Origin of the sequence: Myxococcus llanfairpwllgwyngyllgogerychwyrndrobwllllantysiliogogogochensis (assembly GCF_006636215.1) — a bacterium.
In the GTDB taxonomy this organism is placed as follows: Bacteria; Myxococcota; Myxococcia; order Myxococcales; family Myxococcaceae; genus Myxococcus; species Myxococcus llanfairpwllgwyngyllgogerychwyrndrobwllllantysiliogogogochensis.
Genome location: NZ_VIFM01000070.1, coordinates 1 through 19,792 on the forward strand (window position 1 = coordinate 1; position 19,792 = coordinate 19,792).

A 19,792-nucleotide genomic window follows, 5' to 3' on the forward strand; every position below is an offset into this window, starting at 1 on the left:
GCCCCACCCCCACAATCCCCCGCTCTCGTCGAGCGCGATGACCCACTGGCTTCCTCCTGCGGCAAGCTCTTTGACGCGAGCGGGGATGTTCAACGAATTCGGTCGCGCATAGTCGGGGTTGTTGCCCCTGCCCAAGGTCTCACCGGCGGCGCTGCCGCCCCAGGCCCAGACCTTGCCGGTGTCATCGAGCGCGAAGATGCTGCTGTCGTTCGTGGTGAAGCTCGTGATTCGCACGCCCTGCGGCAGCGGGACGCGCACGGGCCGGGTGATGTTGCGCGGCTCCCTGTTGCCGTCTCCCGCGATGCCCAACGTGTCTCCAATCGCTTTGCCGCTCATGCCCCAGACCCAGACGGAGCCGTCCGCCTTCAGCGCCATGTTGAACAGCAGCGCGCTGCGCACCGCGATGACGTTGTCGAACGTCGCGCCGGTGGAGTCCTGGAGGATGAGGTACGGCTGGCCGTTGTTCGGCGTCGTCGTGCGGTTGGGGTAGTCGTTCGTGGTGCCGTCGCCCCGCTGGCCGTAGAGGTTCTGTCCAAAGGTCCAGACGCGGCCCTGGACATCGAGCGCGACGCTCTGGAAACCGCCGCCCGCCACGTCCTTGAAACGCAGCTCCGCGGGCAGGGCGATGTCGACGGGCGGGACCTGGTTGTATGGGTTGGCGTGGCCGACGCCGAGCTGCCCGGCGCGGTTGGAGCCGATGCCCAACACCCGACCGTTCACCAGGTAGAACAACTGGTACTCGGCGCTGGCGATGCGGGTCAGCCCCGCGAGGCTGTCGGTGGGCCCTCCACCCGCGTCCTGCGTTCCCGCATCCTGAGTCCCCGCGTCTGGTGCTCCCGCGTCTTGTGTTCCCGCGTCGTCGCCGGCCACCTCGATGAACCCCGTGTCTGGAGGGTCCTCCGTTCCCGAATCATCGGACGACGCGGAGCACCCCATGAGGACCACGGCGAGCGAGACGAAGAGCGTACGGAAAAGTGACATGTGTCTATTGTCACTTGATTGCCGCAATAAAGGGAAGTCAGGCGGAGATGGACTCCGTCCGACATCCTTCAATCGCCCCCGGTCACGGGGCTGACCTGCCTGCTCACTCGGGCCCGCGAGCCTGGCCTTCAGAGGGGAGCCCGGCGTGGATGTGAAAGCCGACGCGAGTCCGTGTACCTTGGGTGGCATGTCACGCGGACGCGGTTGGATTTTGTGGGTGGCGGCCTTCGCCTACTGGACCTTGCAGGGGCTTGCCGCCTCCAGTGAGGCGCACTCGGTGCGGGGCGTGTCCTGGGCTCATGCGCTGCTCACGGATGGCTTCGCCACCGCGCTGTGGGCACCCGTCACCATCGCCGTCGTGTACTACGGCCTGCGCTTCCCCTTCGAGCGGCGTCGCTGGCGCTCCCGTCTGGCGCTGCACGTGGGCGGCGCGCTCGCCGTCTCGTTCTTCCGCGCCACGGTCATCTACTCGCTGGACCCGTACTTCCACTGGTACGACGCGCCCCCCGCCTACACGGCCGTCCTCGAGCACGCGCTGCTCTACAACCCGTTCATCTACCTGACGCTCCTCGGTGTGGCGCACGCCATCTACTACGCCGAGCAGCTCCGGCTTCGGGACACCCAGCTCGCCCGCGCCCAGCTCCACGTCCTCAAGTCCCAGCTTCACCCGCACTTCCTCTTCAATACGCTCAACTCCATCTCCGCCCTGGTGCACCGGGACCCGATGGGCAGCGAGCGGATGATTGCTCGGCTCAGTGACTTGCTGCGGGGCACGCTGGATGCCGCGGGCCGCGAGGAGGTGACGCTGCGGGACGAACTGCGCACCCTCCAGCTCTACCTGGACATCCAGGGCGTGCGCTTCACGGACCGGCTCCAGGTGAAGCACGAAATCGAGCAGGACACGCTCGGCGCCCACGTGCCGCACTTGTTGCTCCAGCCTTTGGTGGAGAACGCCATCCAGCATGGCATCGCCCCACGCTCCGCCCCGGGCACGGTGACGGTGTCCGCCCGGCGCGAGGGCTCGGCGCTGCTCCTGGAGGTCCGCGACGACGGCGTCGGGCTGCGCGAGGCGACAGCGCCCAGGCCCTCGGGAGGCGGCAAGGGCCTGTGGATTACGCGGGAGCGTCTGGTACAGCTCTACGGCCCGGACCACCGGCTGGAGCTGCGCGGACGCTCGGAGGGCGGGGCGCTGGTGTCCCTGGCCATTCCCTTCCGGACGGAGCCGGCGACATGACTCCGCCCATCCGCGTGCTCATCGTCGACGATGAGCCGCTGGCCCGGGAGCGGCTGAAGGAACTGCTCGCGGACGAGTCGGACATGGCCGTCATCGGCGAGTGTCGCGACGGTGTGGAGGCCATCGCCGCCATTGGCAGGGAGCGTCCGGACCTGGTGCTGCTGGACGTGCAGATGCCGGAGCCCGACGGCTTCGGCGTGCTGCGCGCGGTGGCCCAGGAGCAGCAGCCGGCGGTCATCTTCGTGACGGCGCACCGGGACTTCGCGGTGCAGGCGTTCGAGGCCAACGCGCTCGACTACCTGCTCAAGCCGTTCGACAGGGAGCGCTTCCGTCTCAGCCTCGCGCGGGTGCGCGAGCGCCGCCGCACCGGGGCCATGGAGTTGGACTCGGACCTCATCGAGCGGCTCGAGTCGCTGTCGCAGCGACTGCCTCCCACGTCGGAGCCCTACGCGACGAAGTTGGTGACCAAGGTGGGCTGGCGCATGCGGTTTCTTCGCGTGGAGGACATCGACTACCTGGAGGCGGAGGGAAACTACGTCTCCGTCCACCTGGGCAAGCAGTCGTACCTGGCGCGCGAGACGATGAACGCGCTGGAGGCGAAGCTGGACCCGAAGGACTTCGTGCGTGCGCACCGCTCGCTCATCGTCCGCGTGGACCGCATCGAGGAAGTGGAGCCGCTGCCCCCGGGCGAGTTCGTGCTGACACTGAGGGATGGCACGAAGCTGACGTCCGGCCGGAGCTACCGCGCCAGGCTCCAGCGGGCCCTGGACCTGCCCTCCTGAGCGGGGTGGGGCGGCGATTCCACCGTTGGCCCCAGGACCTCCACCGTTCGTCACAACTCCATCGCGAGCGTTGGGAGGTCGGGCGACTGTGTCTCCAACACAAGGAGACGTCGCATGAATCGATTCACCCCTGGGAAGTCGTGGTCTCTTGGCCTCTTCGTCGCCATGTCCTCCATGACGATGGCGTGCGCCGCGCAGGAGCCTGAGTCCGCCAAGGTGGCGGAGGCGCTCGGCGCGCAAGAGGTGTCCAGCGAGTCGTTGCGGTTCCTGACCTGCCCCGCGGGCGGCAGCATGTTCGCGCCGGGAGAGGTCTCCCTCCCGGACCGCTCGGAGTACCGGCTCACCTTCTCCTCGGACGGCAACACGGCGTACTACCACGTGGATGCGGCGGAGGCGCCGTTCCAGGCCATCTACGAGACGCACAAGGTGAACGGCCACTTCACCCCCGGACAGCTGGTGTCCTTCTCCGGCACGTACCTGGACACCGACCCGTTCCTCACGCCGGACGGCAACTCGCTGTTCTTCTCGTCCACCCGTCCCGTGACGGGCACCGAGGAGCGCGCGGACTCGGACCTGTGGGTGGTGCACAAGCAGGCGGATGGAAGCTGGGGCGCGCCGCAGCACCTGGGCCCCAACGTCAACTCGGACCGCCAGGAACTCTACGTCAGCGCGACGCGTGATGGGACGGTGTACTTCGCCAGCGGCACGTTCGACTCGGACTTCAACATCTACCGCTCGGAGCGCCGCGGCCCCGGCTACGCCCCCGCGGAGAAGCTGGGCACGGGCGTCAACAGCCCGGACTACTGGGAGTACAACTCGCACATCTCCGCGGACGGCCGGGTGCTCATCTTCGCCTCGCTGAACCGTCCGGAGGGTCACGGCCTGGGAGACCTGTACGCGAGCATCAACATCGGGGGGCGCTTCACCAAGGCCATCAACCTGGGGCCGGCGGTGAACACGGAGAAGGACGAGTTCCACCCTTCGCTGAGCGTGGACGGGCGTCACCTCTACTTCGTGCGGCAGACGTGGGCGCCGTTCGTGCCGTCGGACTTCTACCAGCTCGACACCTACTGCCTGCTGTTCCAGTGACGGCGAGGGAGACCGCCACCCGGGGCGGCGCTCTCTTGACGTGAAGCAAGGCGGGGCGGGCGGGGAGTGGCGCAGGGGCACTCCACGCTCGCCTCGCTGTTTCGTCGGGGGGGGATTCAGCCGGCGATGTACCGCGCGCCTATCGCGAGGCGCGCTTCCCACGTGCGGCGGCGGCCTGCGCGGCGTACTGCCCGGGCGCGCGGCCCACGAGCGCCTTGAAGTCCCGGATGAAGTGGGACTGGTCGAAGTAGCCGAGCTGGAGCGCGAGGCTCGCCATGTCGGGCGCGTCCGCTCGCGCGAGCTGCTCGGCGGCTTCGTGCAGGCGATATCGCTGGATGACCCACTTGGGGCTCACGCCCACGGCCGCGCTGAAGCGTCGCTGGAGGTTGCGCGGCTCCAGCCCCGCGAGCGCCGCCACCTGCTCCATCCGCGTGAGGGACGCGTCCACGGCGAGCCGCTCCACCAGGTCGCGCATCCGCGCAATCGGCTCGGGCATGGCGGGCATTAGAGGTCGCAGGAAGTCCTCGGCCAGCACCATGCACCGCCGCACGTCCGGCTCCGCGAGGATGGCGTCCTTGAGCGCGATGCTCTCCTGGCCGAACACGGAGCGCAGGCTCACCGTCCGGTCCGTGAGGCGCGACAGCGGGGCCTTGAGCCAGGGCTGGAAGGCGGCGGGACGGAACTTGATGCCGAACACGCGCGACTGTCCCTGGAGCCTGCGGTGGAACCGGCGTGACTGCACGCCCGCGATGCGCGCCTGGTCCCGCTCGAACACCAGGTGCACGCAGGGGTGGGGCAGGGTCTCCGCCAGCAGGGGCGGCTCGCCGCGCAAATCCCAGCGCACCGTCCAGAAGTGCTGGATGAACGCTTCCAGGTCAGCGGAGGGAGCGAAGCGCTCGTGCGCAATCCTGCCCTCGGGGGCGGGGCGCTGAAGGACGCCACGGGGCGCGTCGATGCGAGGGCGGCTCACCGGCGGGCATTCTGTCGGCGTGTCGCGTTTTTGCAATCGGCGCGCAACAGGCACCTGTATCTGGTGGGCCACTCGATGAGGGGCCAGCGCATGATGAAGCCCGGGATGATGATGTTGTTGGCGTGGGCGCTCGGCGCCGTGCTCGCACAGGGATGCGCGGGCAGTCAGGCGACGGTTCCCCCACGGACAGGGAGCGAGACGAACATGACGAAGCGTGTACAAGGGCCTTTTGACGTCAAGGTGAAGCCCATGGCCCCGGATGAGGGCGCGGCGGCGTCGCCCATCGGACGGCTGTCCATCGACAAGCGGTACCACGGCGAGCTGGAGGGCACGGGGGTGGGGCAGATGCTCGCGACGATGGATGACGGCAAGTCGGGCGCCTATGTCGCGATGGAGCGCGTCACCGGAAGCCTCCAGGGGCGCAAGGGCAGCTTCTCCATCCATCACACCGGGCGCATGACGCGCGGCGCGTCCGAGCTCACCATCCTCGTCGTCCCCGACTCTGGAACGGACGAACTCAAGGGGCTCTCCGGCTCGATGCAGATTCAAATCGACGACAAGGGCGCCCACAGCTACGTGTTCGAGTACACGCTCCCCGACTCGCCGTGAGCGTCCCACCTGGAGCCGGGCATTCCGGCTCCCCGGCTCCCCGGCTCCGGTGAAAGGCGCCAGGCCCGAGGCGCGCAGGTCCGCTCAGCGCAGGACGGAGCGGCCCGCCTTCAGCTCCTGATGGAGCGACTCGCCGAGGACGAGCTGTCCGTCCTCGCTGAGGACGTGGCTTTGGAGCACCGTCTCGAAGCCGCCGATGACGGCCTCCGGCTTCACCTCCCGCCACGTCTCGTCGTCGGAGATGAGCGCGCCCACGTCGAGCGCGCCGAACTCCACCTGGTGGCCATCCTCGATGAACACCTTCGCGCTGAGCTTCCCGCTCACGCCCAGCGTGTCCATGTCGAACGAGTTGGCGTAGAGCACGTTCTGCACCTCGAGGTTGCCCGTCACCCGCACCTCCGAGCCGCAGACCATGTCCCGCGCGCGCAGGTTCCCCATGACGTAGAGCTTGGAGAAGTCGTCCTCGTTGTAGAACTGGTCCGCGAGGCAGCCCGTCACGGTCAGGTTCCCCACGACGATGATGACGTCATTGGGCTCCAGCTCGAAGTCACCCTCGAACGTGAGGTCCCCCTGGCGCAGCGCGAACTGGAGGTGCTCGTCGTCTTCACTGAAAGGCGTCTCGAGGAGGCTCTCGAGAATCATGTTCGCGCGGGCGCGGTCGATGGGGTCGAAGGAGTCAGCCATGCGAGGCACTCTAACGAGCGCCCCCAGGGCCTCAAGCACCGCGGGCCTCCTCGTCCTCCGGGGCCCGGGCGAATGCTGGAGATTCAGCGCTTACTCGCTTCGCAGGGCCACTTGCGGATCCACCCGTGTGGCCCGGTGCGCGGGCAGCCAGGTGGCCAGCAGGGCCACGACGGCCACCAGCAGCGACAGCGAGCCGAAGACGACGGGGTCCGTGGCGCTGACGCCGAACAGCAGGCTGGACAACACGCGCGTCAATCCCCAGGCGCCCACCAGTCCCAGCGCGACGCCTCCGAGCGCCAGCCGCAGGCCCTGGCTCAGCACCATGCGCAGCACGTCCGAGGGCCGCGCGCCCAGCGCCATGCGGATGCCAATCTCCCGCGTGCGCTGACGCGCCGTGTACGCCATGACGCCGGACAGGCCCACGCTGGCGAGCAGCAGCGACAGGACGGCGAACACCGCCACGAGCATGGACACGAAGCGAGGCCGCGCGGTGGACTCCGTCACGCGCTGCTCCATCGTCCGCATCACGCCCACGGGCAGGTCCTTGTCCAGCGACGCCACGGCGGAGCGCACCGAGGCGGCCAGCGCCATGGGGTCGCCTTCCGTCCGCGCGACGAACGACATGAGGAACAGCGAGCGCTGGAGCGCGGGCAGATATGCCTCCGGTCGGGTCTCCTGGGTCGGCCCGTCGTACCGCACGTCACGCACCACGCCCACCACGGTGAGCCAGGGCGTGCTCGCATCCCCCACTCGCACGCGTTGCCCCACCGCGTCCGTCCCCGGGAAGTGGAGCCGCGCGGCCGTCTCGTTCAGCACCACCACTGGCTGTGACTCGCGGGTGTCGGTGCTCGTCACGTCCCGCCCCTGGCGCACGGGGATGCCCAGCGACTCGAAGTAGCCGGGCGTGACGACCTGGAAGCCCACGCTCGAGCGCTCCTCGGGAGTCGCGGGCGCGCGTCCCTCCACTTCCAGGTCGAACCAGATGTCGGCACCCCCCAGCGGGAGGTCCGTCACCGCGCCAGCGCTCCGGATGCCGGGAAGCATCGACACGTGCTCCACCACCTGCTGGAAGAAGGCGCCCTGTCGCGCCTCGTCCGGGTACTTCTCCTTCGGCAGCGCCAGGGTCCACGTGAGCGCGGACTCCTGGCGGAAGCCTGGGTCCACGTCCTGGAGTCGCCACAGGCTGCGCAGCAACAGTCCCGCGCCAATGAGCAGCACCACCGCCAGCGCCACCTCGCCCACGACGAGCGCCCCGCGCGAGCGACCGCCTCCCGCGAGCTTGCCGCCCGCCGCCTGTCGCAACACGCCATCGAGGTCCGGCCGCGACGCCTGGAGCGCGGGCAACAGGCCGAAGAGGATGCCGGTGCCCAGCGACATGCTCAGCGCGAAGGCCAGCACCCGGGCGTCCACGCGAACCTCGTCGAGCCGGGGCAGCTCCGCCGGTATCAGGCTCAGCAGGACGTCCATGCTCCACACGGCGACAATCAACCCCAGCGCGCCCGCGAGCAGGCCCAGCAGCACGCTCTCCGTGAGGAGCTGCCGAATCATCCGCCCGCGCCCCGCGCCGAGCGCCGCGCGCACCGTCATCTCCTGTCGCCGCGCCGCCGCGCGCACCAGGAAGAGGTTGGCCACGTTCGCGCAGGCGATGGCCATCACGAGCCCCACCGCGGCCAGCAGCACCCACAGCACCGGCCGCACGTCGCCGAGAATCTGCTCGCGCAAGGGCACCAGGGTGATGCCGGAGTGGACGTTGCTCGCGGGGTACTCCTGCTCCAGTCGCTGGGCGATGGCGCCCATCGCCGCGCTCGCGCGCTCCATCGTCACGCCGGGCTTCAGCCGCCCGAGCACGCGCAGGTACGTGGTGCTTCGGGACTGACTGAGGTCCAGCGTCCCATCCGAGCCGAGCTGCGGGATGTCGTGCGAGGGCGCGGGAATCCACAGCTCGGGCGCATCCGCGGGCGCGGAGGTCTTCGGTCCGATGTTGGGCAGGGTGAAGCGCTCCGGCATCACCCCGACGACCTGGTAGTCGCGGTCCTCGAGGCGCACGTCCCGGCCGATGATGCGCGGGTCCGCGCCGAAGCGGCGCTGCCACAGTCCGTGGCTCAGCACCACGACGTGGCGAGGCCCCGTCTCCTCGGCGACGGGTTGGAACGCGCTGCCCAGGGCCGCTCGCACGCCGAGCACCTGGAAGTAGTTGGCGGACACGCTGGCGCCGCGCAGGCGCTCGGGCGCTCCGTCCCCGGACAGGCTGACGCCGATGTGGGAGAACGCCGCGAGCTCCTCGAACACGTCGCCTTGTGCACGCCAGTCGAGGAAGTTGGCGGGCGCCACGGTCCACCGAGGCTGGCTCGGCAGCCGGGTCCAGGCCAGCACCAGCCGGTCCTGCTCGGGGAAGGGCAGGGGCGACAGCAGCACCGCGTTGACCACGCTGAAGATGGCGGTATTGGCCGCGATGCTCAGCGCCAGCGTGAGCACCGCGACGACGGTGAACGCCCGGTGCTTGGCGAGCATCCTCACTGCGAGGCGAAGGTCTTGGGTGATGTCGGACAAGGCCCCTCCGGGGGCGAAGGCTGTGGCCCAGCAGCCGAAGCAAGGCTTGCGCCATCCCTCTATCAGGGCGTGCCGAGTGAAACCCCGGAGTTGTCTCGGGTCGGGTTGCCCGTCCCTGGGAAGTGGCTTCCCATTTCTGGAACGCCGCTCAGGGGAAGCGCACCTGGCACTCCGGGCGCGTGTGCTTGAAGGCGTCGACCTCTTCCGAGGGCAGGCAGGTGAGCGAGACGTCGAGGGACTTGAGGTTCGGTATCCGTGACACCCACGCTGGGAGCGTGGTGATGGGCGTGGCCTTGAGGCTGAGAGCGCTCAAGCGCGGGAGCCGTCCAATCCACTCCGGAACGACGCGAAGTCCCGTGCGGTCCAGGGTGAGTGACTCGAGGTTCTGGAGTTGTTCCAGCTCGGGAGGAAGGGCGTCCAGCCCCTTGTTCCAGGACAGGTCGAGCTGTGTGAGCTGCGTGAGCCGGGCCAGCGCGGGGGACACTCGCGTCAGCTGCGCGTCCATGAGGGTCAGTTGCTCCAGCGCGGTGAACTCCCGGACCATGTCCGGTAGCACGCCCAACCGCCGCTCCTGGAGCAGGATGGACCGGGTGTCCCGAGGGAACGTGCCGAGGATGTCGGCGGCGGCTTGCTCCTGGATTCGCGCGGACACTTCTCCGTGTGACTCCTGCTCCAGGCCGAGCGGGTCTCCCAGTCCCTTGGGGGCACCACGGCGAGGCGGCTTCGCCACGGCCTTGCTCAGGGGGGCGAGCTTCTTGGCGAGCCAGGGCGTGAAGGGACCCAGCTCGCGCAGGGGCAGGCTGTCCTCGACCTCCCAGACGACGAGCGAGTCGTCGTGCTCGCTCTTGCCGAAGCAGTAGCCATTGACGTCATGGAGGTCCTCGGACGCGAACATCAGGAAGCGGTAGGCGTGATGGCCCGCCTCTCGTTCCTCGCGCACCTGGGTCCACGAGCGTTCCGGTACGCCCATGCCTTGGGACGCCTGGACGCGCCAGCGCGGCGGAAGGAATGCCAGCGCCTTCTTTCCGGTGGTGACCCAGCGAAAGCCCAGCGCCTCGGTGAAGCGCTGATACGCCTCCGGGAGCATGCCCGTCGTGTCGGGGGCCTGCTCGAAGGTCATGTGCAGTGGCTCCAGGTCCGCCGGGTACTGCCCCACCGCGTCCTGGCCCAACGTGTCCCGGAGCTGTTGCTCCAAGGCTTGCCAGGTCACCTCGGGCGCGACGGCGGGAGCCGCGGACGTCTTTTTCGAAGTGGCACGAGGGGCGGCGGTCTTCTTTTGCGCCATGGGGTCCTGGCTCGGTGGTGGCCCCGATTCCCTACCGCCCCGTCAGCGGGCCAGCAAGGGCGCTGGAGAGGAGAGCCCCGCGATGGTGAGATGCCGAAGAAAGCTGACACTCCCCTGTCATCTCCGGGGGACATGGTCCCAGCCTCGACTCGCATCTCCGGAGAGACCTTCATGAGCGCGCCCACTTCCCAGAAGTCACCTGACGCAGGAGCCGGTCCGCGAGGGCCCGCTGTCGCGCGGGAGCCCGCGCTCGCGGCGCGCGTGGACGCGGGCATCGACTGGGCGCTCGCGCAAAAGCGCATCGTGGGCACCGTCGTGATGGTCGCCAGGAATGGCCAGGAAATCTATCGACGCGCGGCGGGCTTCTTCGACCGTGAAGCCGGTACGCCCATGCGCGACGACGCGCTGTTCCGGCTGGCGTCCCTGACGAAGCAGTACGTGTCCGTGGCGGCGATGGCGTTGCTGGAGCAGGGCGTGCTGCGGCTCGAGGACCCCGTGACGCGGTGGATTCCGAGCTTCCGCCCGAAGCTGGAGGACGGGAGCGAGCCCGTCATCACCGTGCGCCACCTGATGACGCACACGGCGGGGCTGACGTACTCCATCATGGAGTCCGAGGATGGGCCGTACCACCGAGCGAACGTCTCCTCGGGCCTGGACCAGCCGGGCCTTTCCATGGAGGAGAACCTGCGCCGGATTGTCTCCGTGCCGCTGTCCTATGTGCCTGGGACGCGCTGGGGCTACTCGGTCGCCACGGATGTGCTGGGAGAGGTCCTCGCCCGCGCCGCGGATGCGACGCTGCCCCAACTCGTGGAGCAGCTCGTCACCGGACCGCTGGGCTTGAAGGACACGGGCTTTCACGTGGTGGACACTGCGCGGCTCGCGACGCCGTACGGTGACGGAAAGCCGGAGCCGGTGCGCATGGGGAAGGAGCACTGGGTGAGCTGCGTGCCCAGCAACGTGCCCTTCGTGCCCGACCGCGTCTTCGATGCGCGCTCCTTCGCGGCGGGAGGCTCCAGCATGGTGGGCACGGCGGAGGACTTCCTGAAGCTGTTGGAGGCGCTGCGCACCGGCGGCACGCCCGTGTTGAAGTCGAGCACGGTGGAGGCGTTCGCGACGGAGAGCGTGGGCGTGGAGGCCGCGACGCTGGCCCCTGGCTGGGGCTTCGGGCTGGGCATGGGCGTGCTCGTGGACCCAGGTCTGGCCCGCAGCCCTCAGCCGAAGGGCACGTGGCAGTGGATGGGCGCGTATGGGCACACGTGGTTCGTGGACCCGGTGAACCAGCTCTCCGTCGTCGCGCTGACGAACACCGCGTTCGAGGGCATGTTCGGTGCCTTCCCGAAGGTGGTGCGCGACGCCGTCTATGGCGTCACGCGGTGAGCGCCCGGCTCAGCGCAGGAAGCGGGTGAGGACCGCGAAGTCGTCCTTCCCGTGTCCCGCCTTCAGGGCCGCCTGGATGAGCGCATCCATGGCCCGGGGGATGCCGTCGTGGATGCCGCGCTCCTTGCACAGGTCCAGCAGGTGCTGGAACGCGACGTTGTGGGTCTCCAGCGTCGCCAGGGTCTCCTCGTCGGCGCCCAGCGAGTCCCGCTGGACGCGGGCGAACACGTCCGCCACGGCGCCATCCACGACGGGGGCGAGGGCCTTGTCGAACGTCGCCAACGTCTCGAGCGGGAGCTTCTCCGCGCGGCAGATGGCCACCGCCTGCAGCACGCCGAACAGGGAACCCCACATGTGGACGAGCAGCGCGCTGTCGAGCGCGGACGCGTGGCCCACGTTCTCGCCCACGTGCCGCGGGTTGCCTCCGAGCGCGAGCAGCGTGGGCCGGTGTTTCTCGAACAGCGCCGAGGGGCCCGCGTACAGGAGCGTTCCCTCGGGCTGGCCGATGAAGTCCGGCGTGCCCATGATGGCGCCGTCCAGGTAGTCGATGCCGTGCCGAGCCGCCCAGTCCGCCTGCTCGCGCGCGAGGGCAGGGGAGCCGGACGTCAACTGCACGAGCAGCTTGCCGCGCAGCGCCCGGGTCACCTCGTCCTGACGGAGCAGGTGGTCGCTGGTGTCGTAGTCATTCACGTTCACCACGACGATGTCGGCGGCGTGCACCGCGTCCCGCACGCTCTCCGCGATGCGAGCGCCCAGCGCGGCCAGGGGCTCACACCGGGCCCGCGTGCGATTCCAGACCGTCGTCACATGTCCACTTCGAAGAAACGCCTTGATGAGCGCGGAGCCCATGCGGCCCGCGCCGATGACACTGATGTTGGGCTTCATGTTCGTGTGTCTCCTGTATCGAATCAGAACTGCGAGAGGCCGCCGTCGACGGGCAGCTCCGCGCCGGTGGTGAACGTCGCCTCGAAACCGAGGAACAGCGCCGCACGCGCCACTTCGTCGGCGGAGCCGATGCGCTTCATGGGCGTGATTTCCTCGCCCTCCTTCTCGAAGGCCGCCACCTCCTCGGGCGTGGCGCCGGTGACACCCAACGTCGGCGTCCGGGTGAAGCCGGGGCTCAGCGCGTTGACGCGGATGCCTCGGGGCAGAAGCTCCACGCCGAGCACGCGGACGAAGGCGCGGACCGCCGCCTTCGCGCCCGCGTAGGCGCTCATGCCCGGTGCACCCAGTTCGTCCGCCACGGAGGTGGTGAAGACGAACGCCCCGCCTTCGCGGACGTGAGGCGCCAGCCGCTGCGCGGCGAAGAACGCGCCCTTGGTGTTGATGCCGAAGGTCTCGTCGTACTCGGCCTCCGACACCTGGTCGAAGGGGCGCAGCTTCGAGTAGCCCGCGTTGATGAGGACGAAGTCGACCGAGCCCAGTTTCTCCTTCACGAGCGAGGCCAGCGCGTCGATATCGCGCAGGCTCGCGGTGTCGGAGCGCACCACGTGCGCCCGCGGACCCAGCTCCTTGCGTGCCGTGTCCAGGCCCTGCTCGTTGCGCCCGGTGAGCAGCACCTCCGCGCCCTCCGCGAGCAGCGCCTTCACCGTTGCGAGTCCGATGCCCGCGGTTCCCCCGGTCACCACCGCTTTCTTCCCTGAATACCTGCCCATGTGCATGACTCCGGACGCCTGGCTGGAGGCGTGGCCGCGCGGCGAGCGCCACCGGACGGCCACGTCGTGTTGGATGTGGGAAAGGAATACCGACGGCCCCCGCGCGGGTCGCGCACGCGCGGATGATTCGGGAGCACGAAAAGCCGGTGGCCCCTATATTCGGGCGCCATGAGCGAGCACGCGCGACGAACTCCTCGAATCAGCCTCGGTGTCGAGATGCGCGTGACGGCCGTGGGTGACTTTCTGCACGCCGCCAGCGCGGACCACTTCATCAGCATCCATTCCGGCAACCCCGTCCGGGTGGCCTGTCACTCCAGCCGCATCCGCTCACTGCGCACGCGGGGCGACCTCAGCCTGATGCCCGCCGGCGTGTCGGACACCTGGGTGGAGGACGACGCGAGCACGGCGGTGGACCTGCGGCTGCCCCACTCGCTCTTGCGGATGGCCGCCGAGGACATGGGCCTGGACCCGGACCGGGTGGGGCTGGAATCGCGCCACCACTTCCGCGACGAGCAGATTGAGCACATCGCCTGGGCGCTGGAGGCGGAGTCCCGCGCGGACTTCCCCAACGGGCTGCTCTACCGGGAGAGCCTGGGGCTGGCGCTCGCGGCGCGACTGCTGGCCCGGTACCGGACCCAGGCCGAGGCGCGCGGCGGGCTTCCCGCGTCCCAGCTCCAGCGAGTCACGGACTACGTGGAGGCGCACCTGGAGGAAGACCTCTCCCTCGCGAGCCTGTCGCGCGTGGCGGGTGTCAGCGCGTCGCACTTCAAGACGCTCTTCAAGCGCTCCACGGGACTGCCCGTCCACGAGTATGTGATTCAACGGAGGGTGGAGCGGGCCCGCACCCTGTTGCTGCGCGGTGGGCTGCCCACGGGGCAGGTCGCGCTGGAGGCGGGCTTCTCCCACCAGAGCCACATGTCCCGGTGCATGCGCCGGGTCCTGGGAGTGACACCGGGCGCCATCGTCCGCTCGCGCGCGTGATTCCACGTTGCCCGTGAGGTGAGGCGCGGCGTAGAGCCGGGTCCACCATGTCAGAGACGCCCACCACGCAACTGCTCGCCCTGTTCCAGGCGAACGACCTCCACTTCGACTCCGCCGAGGACGCCTGGGCGCGCGCCGAGCACCTCTCCCCCTTGTTGGGGTGGGTGGTGGCCCACTTTCCCGACGAGTGGGCCTTCCAGACGTGCTCGGCATGGCTGAGCCTGTGCGCCGAGCGCATCCAGGGCGCGAGGCCCTCGGCGGAGCGATTCGCCCAGGCCTGCTCGGGGGCGCATCCCCGGCAGGCCCACATCGTCGCGAGCAAACTGGGAGACGTGCGCAATGCGTCGATTCTCGCCAGGAAGCCCGCCGCCGCCGCGTTCGCCGACGCCGCCAGCCACCTCGCCGAGGTGTGGGCTGCCGTGACGACGGGTGAAGTCGACGAGGAGACGGACCCCTGGGCGCGAGCCAGGGGGGCCAGCCAAGCCATGGTGACCGCCTGGCTGGAGCACCAGGGCCTGGGCTCCAAGGACAATCCGGGGCGTCAGAAGGCACAGGGGGAGTTGCTCGACCTCCTGCGTCAGGCCCGGCAGGCAGGGGGCCTCGCGGAAACCTGACATACACCTGTCACTGGCAGGGTTCATAACTCCCTCCATCAACACGCCGCACCGAGGAGAACCCACCATGAGCGAGACCGCCCCCCAGAAGTCCCCCACCTTCAAGAAGTACGTCGGCGGCTGTCACTGCGGCGCCGTGCGCTTCGAGGCCGAGTTCGACCTCGCGGAGCCGGTGAACCGCTGCAACTGCACCGTCTGCACCAAGGTGGGAACGACGACGACCTCCATGCCCCCCAGTGCCTTCCGCGTTCTCCAGGGTGAGAGCGAGACGGGCGAGTACCGGGTGGGTGACAGCCAGAACTACCGCCGCTTCTGCAAGCACTGCGGCATCCAGTGCTACGGCGGAGGCTTCGTCGAGGAGATGGGCGGCCACTTCCGCTCCATCAACCTGGGCTGCCTCGACGGCGTGGACGTCTCCAAGCTCACCGTCCAGTACTGGGATGGCCGCTACAACAACTGGGAGGCCGGCCCGAGCAACCAGCCGTGGCCGCTTCGCGCCGCCTGAGCCCGAAGTAGCGTGTCGCCCATGGGCGACTTCATCACCAGCGAGCGCGGGCCCGGGGCACCTGGCCTCCACGTCAGCAACGTCCGGCTGTCGGTGCTCTTCAACGTCCTGGCGGTCGCGGTGATGCCGCGCGCCCGGACGGACTGGGAGCTGCGGCTGGCCCGCTGGGTGGTGGAGGGCGACCAGTGCCGTCTGGGGCTGGGCATGGTGGGCTTCGACGTCTCGGAGCTCGGGTGGTCCGAGTCCGAGGACGTCTTCGCCACGCAGAAGCGCTTCCTCCTCGAACTCGTGGACGCGGCGCTGAACCGGGAGGGCTGGGAGCACCTGCCCTCCATCCCTGGCGCGGTGGAGGAGCGGCTGTTCCCCCTGCTGCGCCAGCTGCGCGAGATGGTGGAGCAGTTCCCCCGGGAAGGCCTCACCCCACCGCCTGAATACCGCTGGCCGGAGGGGCCCCCCGAGAACGGGCTGTGCGAACTGCACCGTGTCTACCTGCACGAGACGGGCTGCCTGCTCTGCAACGACGCCTCCTACGACGAACCCGCGCCGCATCGCTCGCCGTGACGCGAGCGCGAAGCCCGCGTCATCGGCGGGCCACCGCCTCCTCGAGTCCACGCAGGATGACCTCCAGGCTGCGTCGGAACTCCTCTTCCGGTGTGATGCGCCGCGCGCGCTGCGCGGTCTCCCGGAGGAGCGGATACGTGGCCGCATCCAGCTCCGCGAGCGCGGCAGTACCGTCGCCGGAGAGCGAGCCCAGGTGCGACAGCTGGACGGCTCCGAACACGTAGCTCACCAGCGTGCGGAACGCGATGACCCGCGCCGAGCCGTCGAAGCCTCCCTCTGTCAGCAGGCCCAGCAGCGCCTCACCCCACGCCAGCGTGCCCTCCGTGGAGTGGCGGCGCGTGAGCAGCAGGGGCGCGACGGCGGGATGTTGGACGACCGCCTCCCGCACGCGCGTCATCAGCCCCATCACCCGGGTCGTCCACCGCGCGCTCGACGACGGGGCGGGGAGCTCGGTGTCGCGCATCACCGTGTCGACCACCAGCGACTCCAGCGCCTCGCGGCCCTCCACGTAGCGATACAGCGACATGGTGCCCATGCCGAGCGCGCTCGCCACGGAGCGCATGGTCAACGCGTCCAGCCCCTCCCGGTCGATGACGGTGAGCGCGGCGGAGGCGATGGCTGACGGAGTGAGCGAGCGGGGACGGGGCATTCGATTGACAGCGTAAGGGGCACCTTCTTAGTTTAGGAGTACAACGTACGCCTACGCTGGAGGAAGAGATGTCCGCGCGAACGGAAGGCCGGAAGTGGTCCGTGGGGGAGCGGTTCACCGCGAGGGAGCTGGAGACTGTTTCTGGAGGGACGGTCCGCATCCCCGAGCCGGGGATGACGGTGCACCTCCAGTTCCGGCGCTTCGCCGGGTGCCCCATCTGCCACCTGCACCTGCGCTCCTTCGCGCGACGCCACGAGGAGCTGAAGGCGGTGGGGGTGCGGGAAGTCGTCGTCTTCCACTCGAGCGCGGAGGAGCTGCGCACCTATGAGGGGGCCCTCCCGTTCGCCCTCGTGGGTGATCCTCGACGACGCCTCTATCGGGAGTACGGCGTGGAGGCCGCGCCCCGGGCGCTCCTGGACCCTCGGGTCTGGGGCGGGCTCCTCCGGGCGCTCATCAACGGCTTCGGGGACTTCTTCACCGGGCGGCATCCGGCCCCACCGGTGCTCCCGGCGGGAGGGCGGCTGGGGCTGCCCGCGGACTTCCTCATTGGAAGTGAGGGGGAAATACTGGCCGTGAAGTACGGCGAGCACGCGGACGACCAGTGGTCCGTGGACGAGCTGCTGGCCCAGGTCCGCCCCGCTCCCGCGCGCCTCCAGCCCATCCCAGTGCAGTGATTCCAGGGGGTTGGGTGCACCGACGGGAAGTGTGTGCGGTTTCCTCTTACGGAGACACAACCCGGGCTCGCAGGAATCGAGAATACCTACGCAAGCCGTACTTCAACCTCTGGGCACCCCCACCATGAAGATTCGCGCCGACCTCCCGAAGCTTCCCGTCACGCGTCCCGCTGACTCCCGGCCCGTCACCGCGGAGGTGAAGAACAAGGCCGTGGGCTTCGCCGAGGGCTCCTCGTTCGAGGCGCCGGTGCGTCCCGCGCAGGTGAAGCCGGCCGCGCCGCTGGCCCCGCCGGTGAAGTCCGGTCCCGTGGCCCTGGACAGCGAGTCGAGCAAGGCCGCCATCCAGACGACGGTGGACTACCTCCAGAAGCAGGGCGCGCCCACTGTCTCGCAGCTGCTGGCCGGCAGGCCGGGCGTCAACGCCACGGACTTCGCGCCGCGCGCGGTGGAGCAGGACGACCTGGGCATGACGCACGTGCGCATGGACCGCAAGAGCGAGGGCGTCCCCGTCTTTGGTGAGCAGGTGGTCAGCCACCTGACGCGCGAGGGCAAGGTCGACAGCGTCACCGGCGACGTGTCCACCATCCCCGCGGGCCTGGGCAAGAGCCCCACGAAGCTGAGCGCGCAGGACGCGCTGTCCGTGGCCCAGAAGGAGTTCGGCGGCGCGACGGACCGCAAGCCCGTCTCCGAGCGCGTCATCTTCAAGGATGCCAGCGGCGAGTACCGCGCGGCGTACCACGTGGAGATGAGCAACACGACGGACGTGGGCCCGGGCAAGGACCCGCGCCGCATGCACTACCTGGTCGACGCGAACACCGGCAAGGTGATGGAGCAGTACAACCAGATGGGCGGCGTGGGTCACCACGCGCACGGCGCGGACCATGCGCACGCCCGGCCCTCCCTCGCGGGCACCACCGAGCCGACGACGCCCACCGGGCCGTCGAAGGAGCCCACGGCGAGCAAGGCGGACGACACCACCCAGTACAGCGGCAAGGTGGAGATCGGCAGCACGAAGAACGCGGACGGCACGTTCACGCTGGAGGACACCTCGCGCGGCGGCGGTGTGCTGACGCGTGACGCGCTCAACCGCAACCCGGATGACCCGAGGCAGGACGGCGTCCACGCCCCCGTCACCGACGCCAACAACGTCTGGGGCGAGGCGACCGACTCCGCGCGCACCAAGGACGCGGTGGACGCGCAGTACGGCGCGCAGGCGACGTACGACTTCTACAAGGAAGTGCTCGGCCGCGACTCCATCGACGGCAAGGGCGAGAAGCTCATCTCCGACGTGCACGTGGGCAACGACTTCGCCAACGCCTTCTGGGATGGCGAGAAGATGAACTACGGCGATGGCGACGGCGACCAGTTCGGCTCGCTCACCACGCTGGACATCGCGGGCCACGAAATCACCCACGGTCTGACTGAGCGCACCGCGGGCCTCGAGTACCGCAACGAGTCGGGCGCCCTCAACGAGGCGTTCAGCGACATCATGGGCGTGGGCGTGGAGTGGCACGCGAGCCAGAAGAACGAGGCGGTCAAGTTCGACTGGACGGTGGGCGAGGACACGTTCACCCCGAACAACGGCGACCCCACCGACGGCCTGCGTGACTTGAGCAACCCGTCCAGCGACGGCATGTCGCCGGACCACTACTCCAAGCGCTACAAGGGCTCGCAGGACAACGGCGGCGTGCACATCAACTCGGGCATCGCCAACAACGCCTTCTTCCTGCTGTCCGAGGGCGGCAAGAACCGCACCTCCAACACCGAGGTGAAGGACGGCATCGGCATCGAGAAGGGCCTGAAGATCTACTCCCGCGCCCTGAGCTTTTACATGACGCCGCAGACCAACTTCGCCCAGGCGAAGGAGGCCACGCTCAAGGCGGCGCAGGACCTCTACGGCAAGGACTCCGTCGAGGCCGCGAAGGTGCTGGAGAGCTGGGCCGCGGTGGGTGTGAAGTAGCCGTCCGCTTCATCGCTCCTGGGTCGGTGGCTCGTGTTTCGGAGCCCTGACCCAGAAGCGTGGACCGGGCCCCTGTGCGGCGGCCCGGTCTCCTGGATTCACGTAGCGGCAGCGGTCCAATGAGAGACAGCCGCAGCCGATGCACCCTGTCAGCCCCGCCTTGAGCCGCTCGAGCTCGGCGATGCGCTCGTCGATGCGCTGACTCCACGTCCCGGACAGCCGAGCCCAGTCTTGTCGGCCTGGGACGGTGTCGACGGGCAGTCTGGCGAGCTCCCGGCCGACCTCTTCGAGGCTGAGCCCCACGCGCTGGGCGAAGACGATGAACGCCACGCGCCGGATGACGGGCCTGGCGAAGCGTCGGTGGCGCGCGGAGGTCCGCTCGGAGTGGATGAGGCCCCGCTCCTCGTAGAAGCGCAGCGCGGAGGTCGCGACGCCGGTTCGCCGGGACAGCTGTCCAATCGTGAGCGACTCGTCCATGCCTCGATATGCGCGCACTTCGCCTTGACTTCAAGTGCACTTGAAGTCGCAGATTTCCTGGCGTGCGGCGTTCGAGTCACGAGCGGGCAGGCAGGCGGGACATGGTGTCTCGCCGCCTGGCTTCGCCGTGTCCGCGCGGCCATGGAGGGTGAAAC

The 19,792-nt window shown here is 69.3% G+C and carries 20 protein-coding genes; 11 read left to right on the forward strand and 9 right to left on the reverse strand.

Annotated features, from left to right (window positions below):
* Window positions 1–981 (reverse strand): RCC1 domain-containing protein (locus tag FJV41_RS18890; RefSeq protein WP_368773770.1); only part of this gene is annotated, 981 nt, incomplete at its 3' end.
* A 217-nt stretch (window positions 982–1,198) separates the two neighbouring features.
* Here FJV41_RS18890 and FJV41_RS18895 point away from each other — a divergent pair.
* The 3 genes from FJV41_RS18895 to FJV41_RS18905 all read left to right on the forward strand — a co-directional run bounded on the left by FJV41_RS18895 (window position 1,199) and on the right by FJV41_RS18905 (window position 4,086).
* Complete coding sequence (locus FJV41_RS18895; protein ID WP_246137276.1) at window positions 1,199–2,215, forward strand: sensor histidine kinase; 1,017 nt, start codon at window positions 1,199–1,201, stop codon at window positions 2,213–2,215.
* Window positions 2,212–2,997: a LytR/AlgR family response regulator transcription factor gene (locus tag FJV41_RS18900; RefSeq protein WP_141643908.1), complete on the forward strand. Its 786-nt coding sequence runs from the start codon at window positions 2,212–2,214 to the stop codon at window positions 2,995–2,997. Before FJV41_RS18895 ends, FJV41_RS18900 begins: the two co-directional genes overlap by 4 nt.
* Window positions 2,998–3,111: 114 nt before the next feature.
* A complete protein-coding gene (locus tag FJV41_RS18905) occupies window positions 3,112–4,086 on the forward strand; it encodes a TolB family protein (protein WP_141643909.1) in 975 nt (324 codons plus the stop codon).
* 139 nt (window positions 4,087–4,225) lie between these two features.
* Here FJV41_RS18905 and FJV41_RS18910 read toward each other — a convergent pair whose 3' ends face one another.
* Window positions 4,226–5,056, reverse strand: coding sequence for a helix-turn-helix transcriptional regulator (locus tag FJV41_RS18910; protein WP_141643910.1), 831 nt, complete (start codon window positions 5,054–5,056; stop codon window positions 4,226–4,228).
* 90 nt (window positions 5,057–5,146) lie between these two features.
* Between FJV41_RS18910 and FJV41_RS18915 the strand changes: the two genes are divergently transcribed.
* A complete protein-coding gene (locus tag FJV41_RS18915; RefSeq protein ID WP_246137277.1) occupies window positions 5,147–5,665 on the forward strand; it encodes a DUF3224 domain-containing protein in 519 nt (172 codons plus the stop codon).
* A gap of 84 nt (window positions 5,666–5,749) precedes the next feature.
* Here the strand turns inward: FJV41_RS18915 and FJV41_RS18920 are convergent, their stop codons facing one another.
* From FJV41_RS18920 to FJV41_RS53745, 3 genes are all read right to left on the reverse strand, one after another.
* Entirely contained in the window at window positions 5,750–6,349 is a 600-nt protein-coding gene (locus FJV41_RS18920; protein ID WP_141643911.1) for a hypothetical protein, read from the reverse strand.
* Between the two features lie 90 nt (window positions 6,350–6,439).
* Window positions 6,440–8,899 carry an ABC transporter permease gene (locus FJV41_RS18925; protein WP_141643912.1) on the reverse strand — a complete coding sequence of 820 codons (2,460 nt, stop codon included), beginning with the start codon at window positions 8,897–8,899 and terminating at the stop codon, window positions 6,440–6,442.
* Between the two features lie 148 nt (window positions 8,900–9,047).
* Complete coding sequence (locus FJV41_RS53745) at window positions 9,048–10,184, reverse strand: leucine-rich repeat domain-containing protein (RefSeq protein WP_246137278.1); 1,137 nt, start codon at window positions 10,182–10,184, stop codon at window positions 9,048–9,050.
* 171 nt (window positions 10,185–10,355) lie between these two features.
* On the opposite strand from FJV41_RS53745, the gene FJV41_RS18935 reads away from it, so the two are divergent.
* Complete coding sequence (locus tag FJV41_RS18935; RefSeq protein WP_141643913.1) at window positions 10,356–11,561, forward strand: serine hydrolase domain-containing protein; 1,206 nt, start codon at window positions 10,356–10,358, stop codon at window positions 11,559–11,561.
* A gap of 9 nt (window positions 11,562–11,570) precedes the next feature.
* On the opposite strand, the gene FJV41_RS18940 is transcribed toward FJV41_RS18935, so the two are convergent.
* Both FJV41_RS18940 and FJV41_RS18945 read right to left on the reverse strand, forming a co-directional pair.
* Window positions 11,571–12,446 (reverse strand): NAD(P)-dependent oxidoreductase, encoded by an 876-nt coding sequence (locus tag FJV41_RS18940; protein ID WP_141643914.1) that lies wholly within the window; start codon window positions 12,444–12,446, stop codon window positions 11,571–11,573.
* 23 nt (window positions 12,447–12,469) lie between these two features.
* Window positions 12,470–13,216 carry an SDR family oxidoreductase gene (locus FJV41_RS18945; protein WP_141643915.1) on the reverse strand — a complete coding sequence of 249 codons (747 nt, stop codon included), beginning with the start codon at window positions 13,214–13,216 and terminating at the stop codon, window positions 12,470–12,472.
* Between the two features lie 168 nt (window positions 13,217–13,384).
* Here FJV41_RS18945 and FJV41_RS18950 point away from each other — a divergent pair, with 168 nt between their 5' ends.
* From FJV41_RS18950 to FJV41_RS18965, 4 genes are all read left to right on the forward strand, one after another.
* Window positions 13,385–14,197, forward strand: a complete 813-nt coding sequence (locus FJV41_RS18950) for an AraC family transcriptional regulator (protein ID WP_141643916.1) — start codon at window positions 13,385–13,387, stop codon at window positions 14,195–14,197.
* Between the two features lie 47 nt (window positions 14,198–14,244).
* Complete coding sequence (locus tag FJV41_RS18955) at window positions 14,245–14,811, forward strand: hypothetical protein (protein ID WP_141643917.1); 567 nt, start codon at window positions 14,245–14,247, stop codon at window positions 14,809–14,811.
* A gap of 67 nt (window positions 14,812–14,878) precedes the next feature.
* Window positions 14,879–15,316 carry a GFA family protein gene (locus FJV41_RS18960; protein ID WP_141643918.1) on the forward strand — a complete coding sequence of 146 codons (438 nt, stop codon included), beginning with the start codon at window positions 14,879–14,881 and terminating at the stop codon, window positions 15,314–15,316.
* 21 nt (window positions 15,317–15,337) lie between these two features.
* Window positions 15,338–15,877, forward strand: coding sequence for a hypothetical protein (locus FJV41_RS18965; protein WP_141643919.1), 540 nt, complete (start codon window positions 15,338–15,340; stop codon window positions 15,875–15,877).
* Window positions 15,878–15,896: 19 nt separating this feature from the next.
* Here FJV41_RS18965 and FJV41_RS18970 read toward each other — a convergent pair whose 3' ends face one another.
* A complete protein-coding gene (locus tag FJV41_RS18970) occupies window positions 15,897–16,526 on the reverse strand; it encodes a TetR/AcrR family transcriptional regulator C-terminal domain-containing protein (RefSeq protein ID WP_141643920.1) in 630 nt (209 codons plus the stop codon).
* A 68-nt stretch (window positions 16,527–16,594) separates the two neighbouring features.
* Here FJV41_RS18970 and FJV41_RS18975 point away from each other — a divergent pair, with 68 nt between their 5' ends.
* Complete coding sequence (locus tag FJV41_RS18975) at window positions 16,595–17,200, forward strand: peroxiredoxin-like family protein (protein WP_141643921.1); 606 nt, start codon at window positions 16,595–16,597, stop codon at window positions 17,198–17,200.
* A 124-nt stretch (window positions 17,201–17,324) separates the two neighbouring features.
* A complete protein-coding gene (locus FJV41_RS18980; RefSeq protein WP_141643922.1) occupies window positions 17,325–19,160 on the forward strand; it encodes a M4 family metallopeptidase in 1,836 nt (611 codons plus the stop codon).
* 9 nt (window positions 19,161–19,169) lie between these two features.
* On the opposite strand, the gene soxR is transcribed toward FJV41_RS18980, so the two are convergent.
* Entirely contained in the window at window positions 19,170–19,637 is a 468-nt protein-coding gene (gene soxR / locus FJV41_RS18985) for a redox-sensitive transcriptional activator SoxR (protein ID WP_141643923.1), read from the reverse strand.
* Between the last annotated feature and the right edge of the window lie 155 nt (window positions 19,638–19,792).

Bases quoted from the DNA above. Each gene is read 5' to 3' on its own strand.
- FJV41_RS18900 (WP_141643908.1), top strand. From the start codon at position 2,212: ATGACTCCGCCCATCCGCGTGCTCATCGTCGACGATGAGCCGCTGGCC.
- FJV41_RS18905 (WP_141643909.1), top strand. From the start codon at position 3,112: ATGAATCGATTCACCCCTGGGAAGTCGTGGTCTCTTGGCCTCTTCGTC.
- FJV41_RS18915 (WP_246137277.1), top strand. From the start codon at position 5,147: ATGATGAAGCCCGGGATGATGATGTTGTTGGCGTGGGCGCTCGGCGCC.
- FJV41_RS18920 (WP_141643911.1), bottom strand. From the start codon at position 6,349: ATGGCTGACTCCTTCGACCCCATCGACCGCGCCCGCGCGAACATGATT.
- FJV41_RS53745 (WP_246137278.1), bottom strand. From the start codon at position 10,184: ATGGCGCAAAAGAAGACCGCCGCCCCTCGTGCCACTTCGAAAAAGACG.
- FJV41_RS18935 (WP_141643913.1), top strand. From the start codon at position 10,356: ATGAGCGCGCCCACTTCCCAGAAGTCACCTGACGCAGGAGCCGGTCCG.
- FJV41_RS18940 (WP_141643914.1), bottom strand. From the start codon at position 12,446: ATGAAGCCCAACATCAGTGTCATCGGCGCGGGCCGCATGGGCTCCGCG.
- FJV41_RS18945 (WP_141643915.1), bottom strand. From the start codon at position 13,216: ATGGGCAGGTATTCAGGGAAGAAAGCGGTGGTGACCGGGGGAACCGCG.
- FJV41_RS18950 (WP_141643916.1), top strand. From the start codon at position 13,385: ATGAGCGAGCACGCGCGACGAACTCCTCGAATCAGCCTCGGTGTCGAG.
- FJV41_RS18955 (WP_141643917.1), top strand. From the start codon at position 14,245: ATGTCAGAGACGCCCACCACGCAACTGCTCGCCCTGTTCCAGGCGAAC.
- FJV41_RS18960 (WP_141643918.1), top strand. From the start codon at position 14,879: ATGAGCGAGACCGCCCCCCAGAAGTCCCCCACCTTCAAGAAGTACGTC.
- FJV41_RS18965 (WP_141643919.1), top strand. From the start codon at position 15,338: ATGGGCGACTTCATCACCAGCGAGCGCGGGCCCGGGGCACCTGGCCTC.
- FJV41_RS18970 (WP_141643920.1), bottom strand. From the start codon at position 16,526: ATGCCCCGTCCCCGCTCGCTCACTCCGTCAGCCATCGCCTCCGCCGCG.
- FJV41_RS18975 (WP_141643921.1), top strand. From the start codon at position 16,595: ATGTCCGCGCGAACGGAAGGCCGGAAGTGGTCCGTGGGGGAGCGGTTC.
- FJV41_RS18980 (WP_141643922.1), top strand. From the start codon at position 17,325: ATGAAGATTCGCGCCGACCTCCCGAAGCTTCCCGTCACGCGTCCCGCT.
- soxR (WP_141643923.1), bottom strand. From the start codon at position 19,637: ATGGACGAGTCGCTCACGATTGGACAGCTGTCCCGGCGAACCGGCGTC.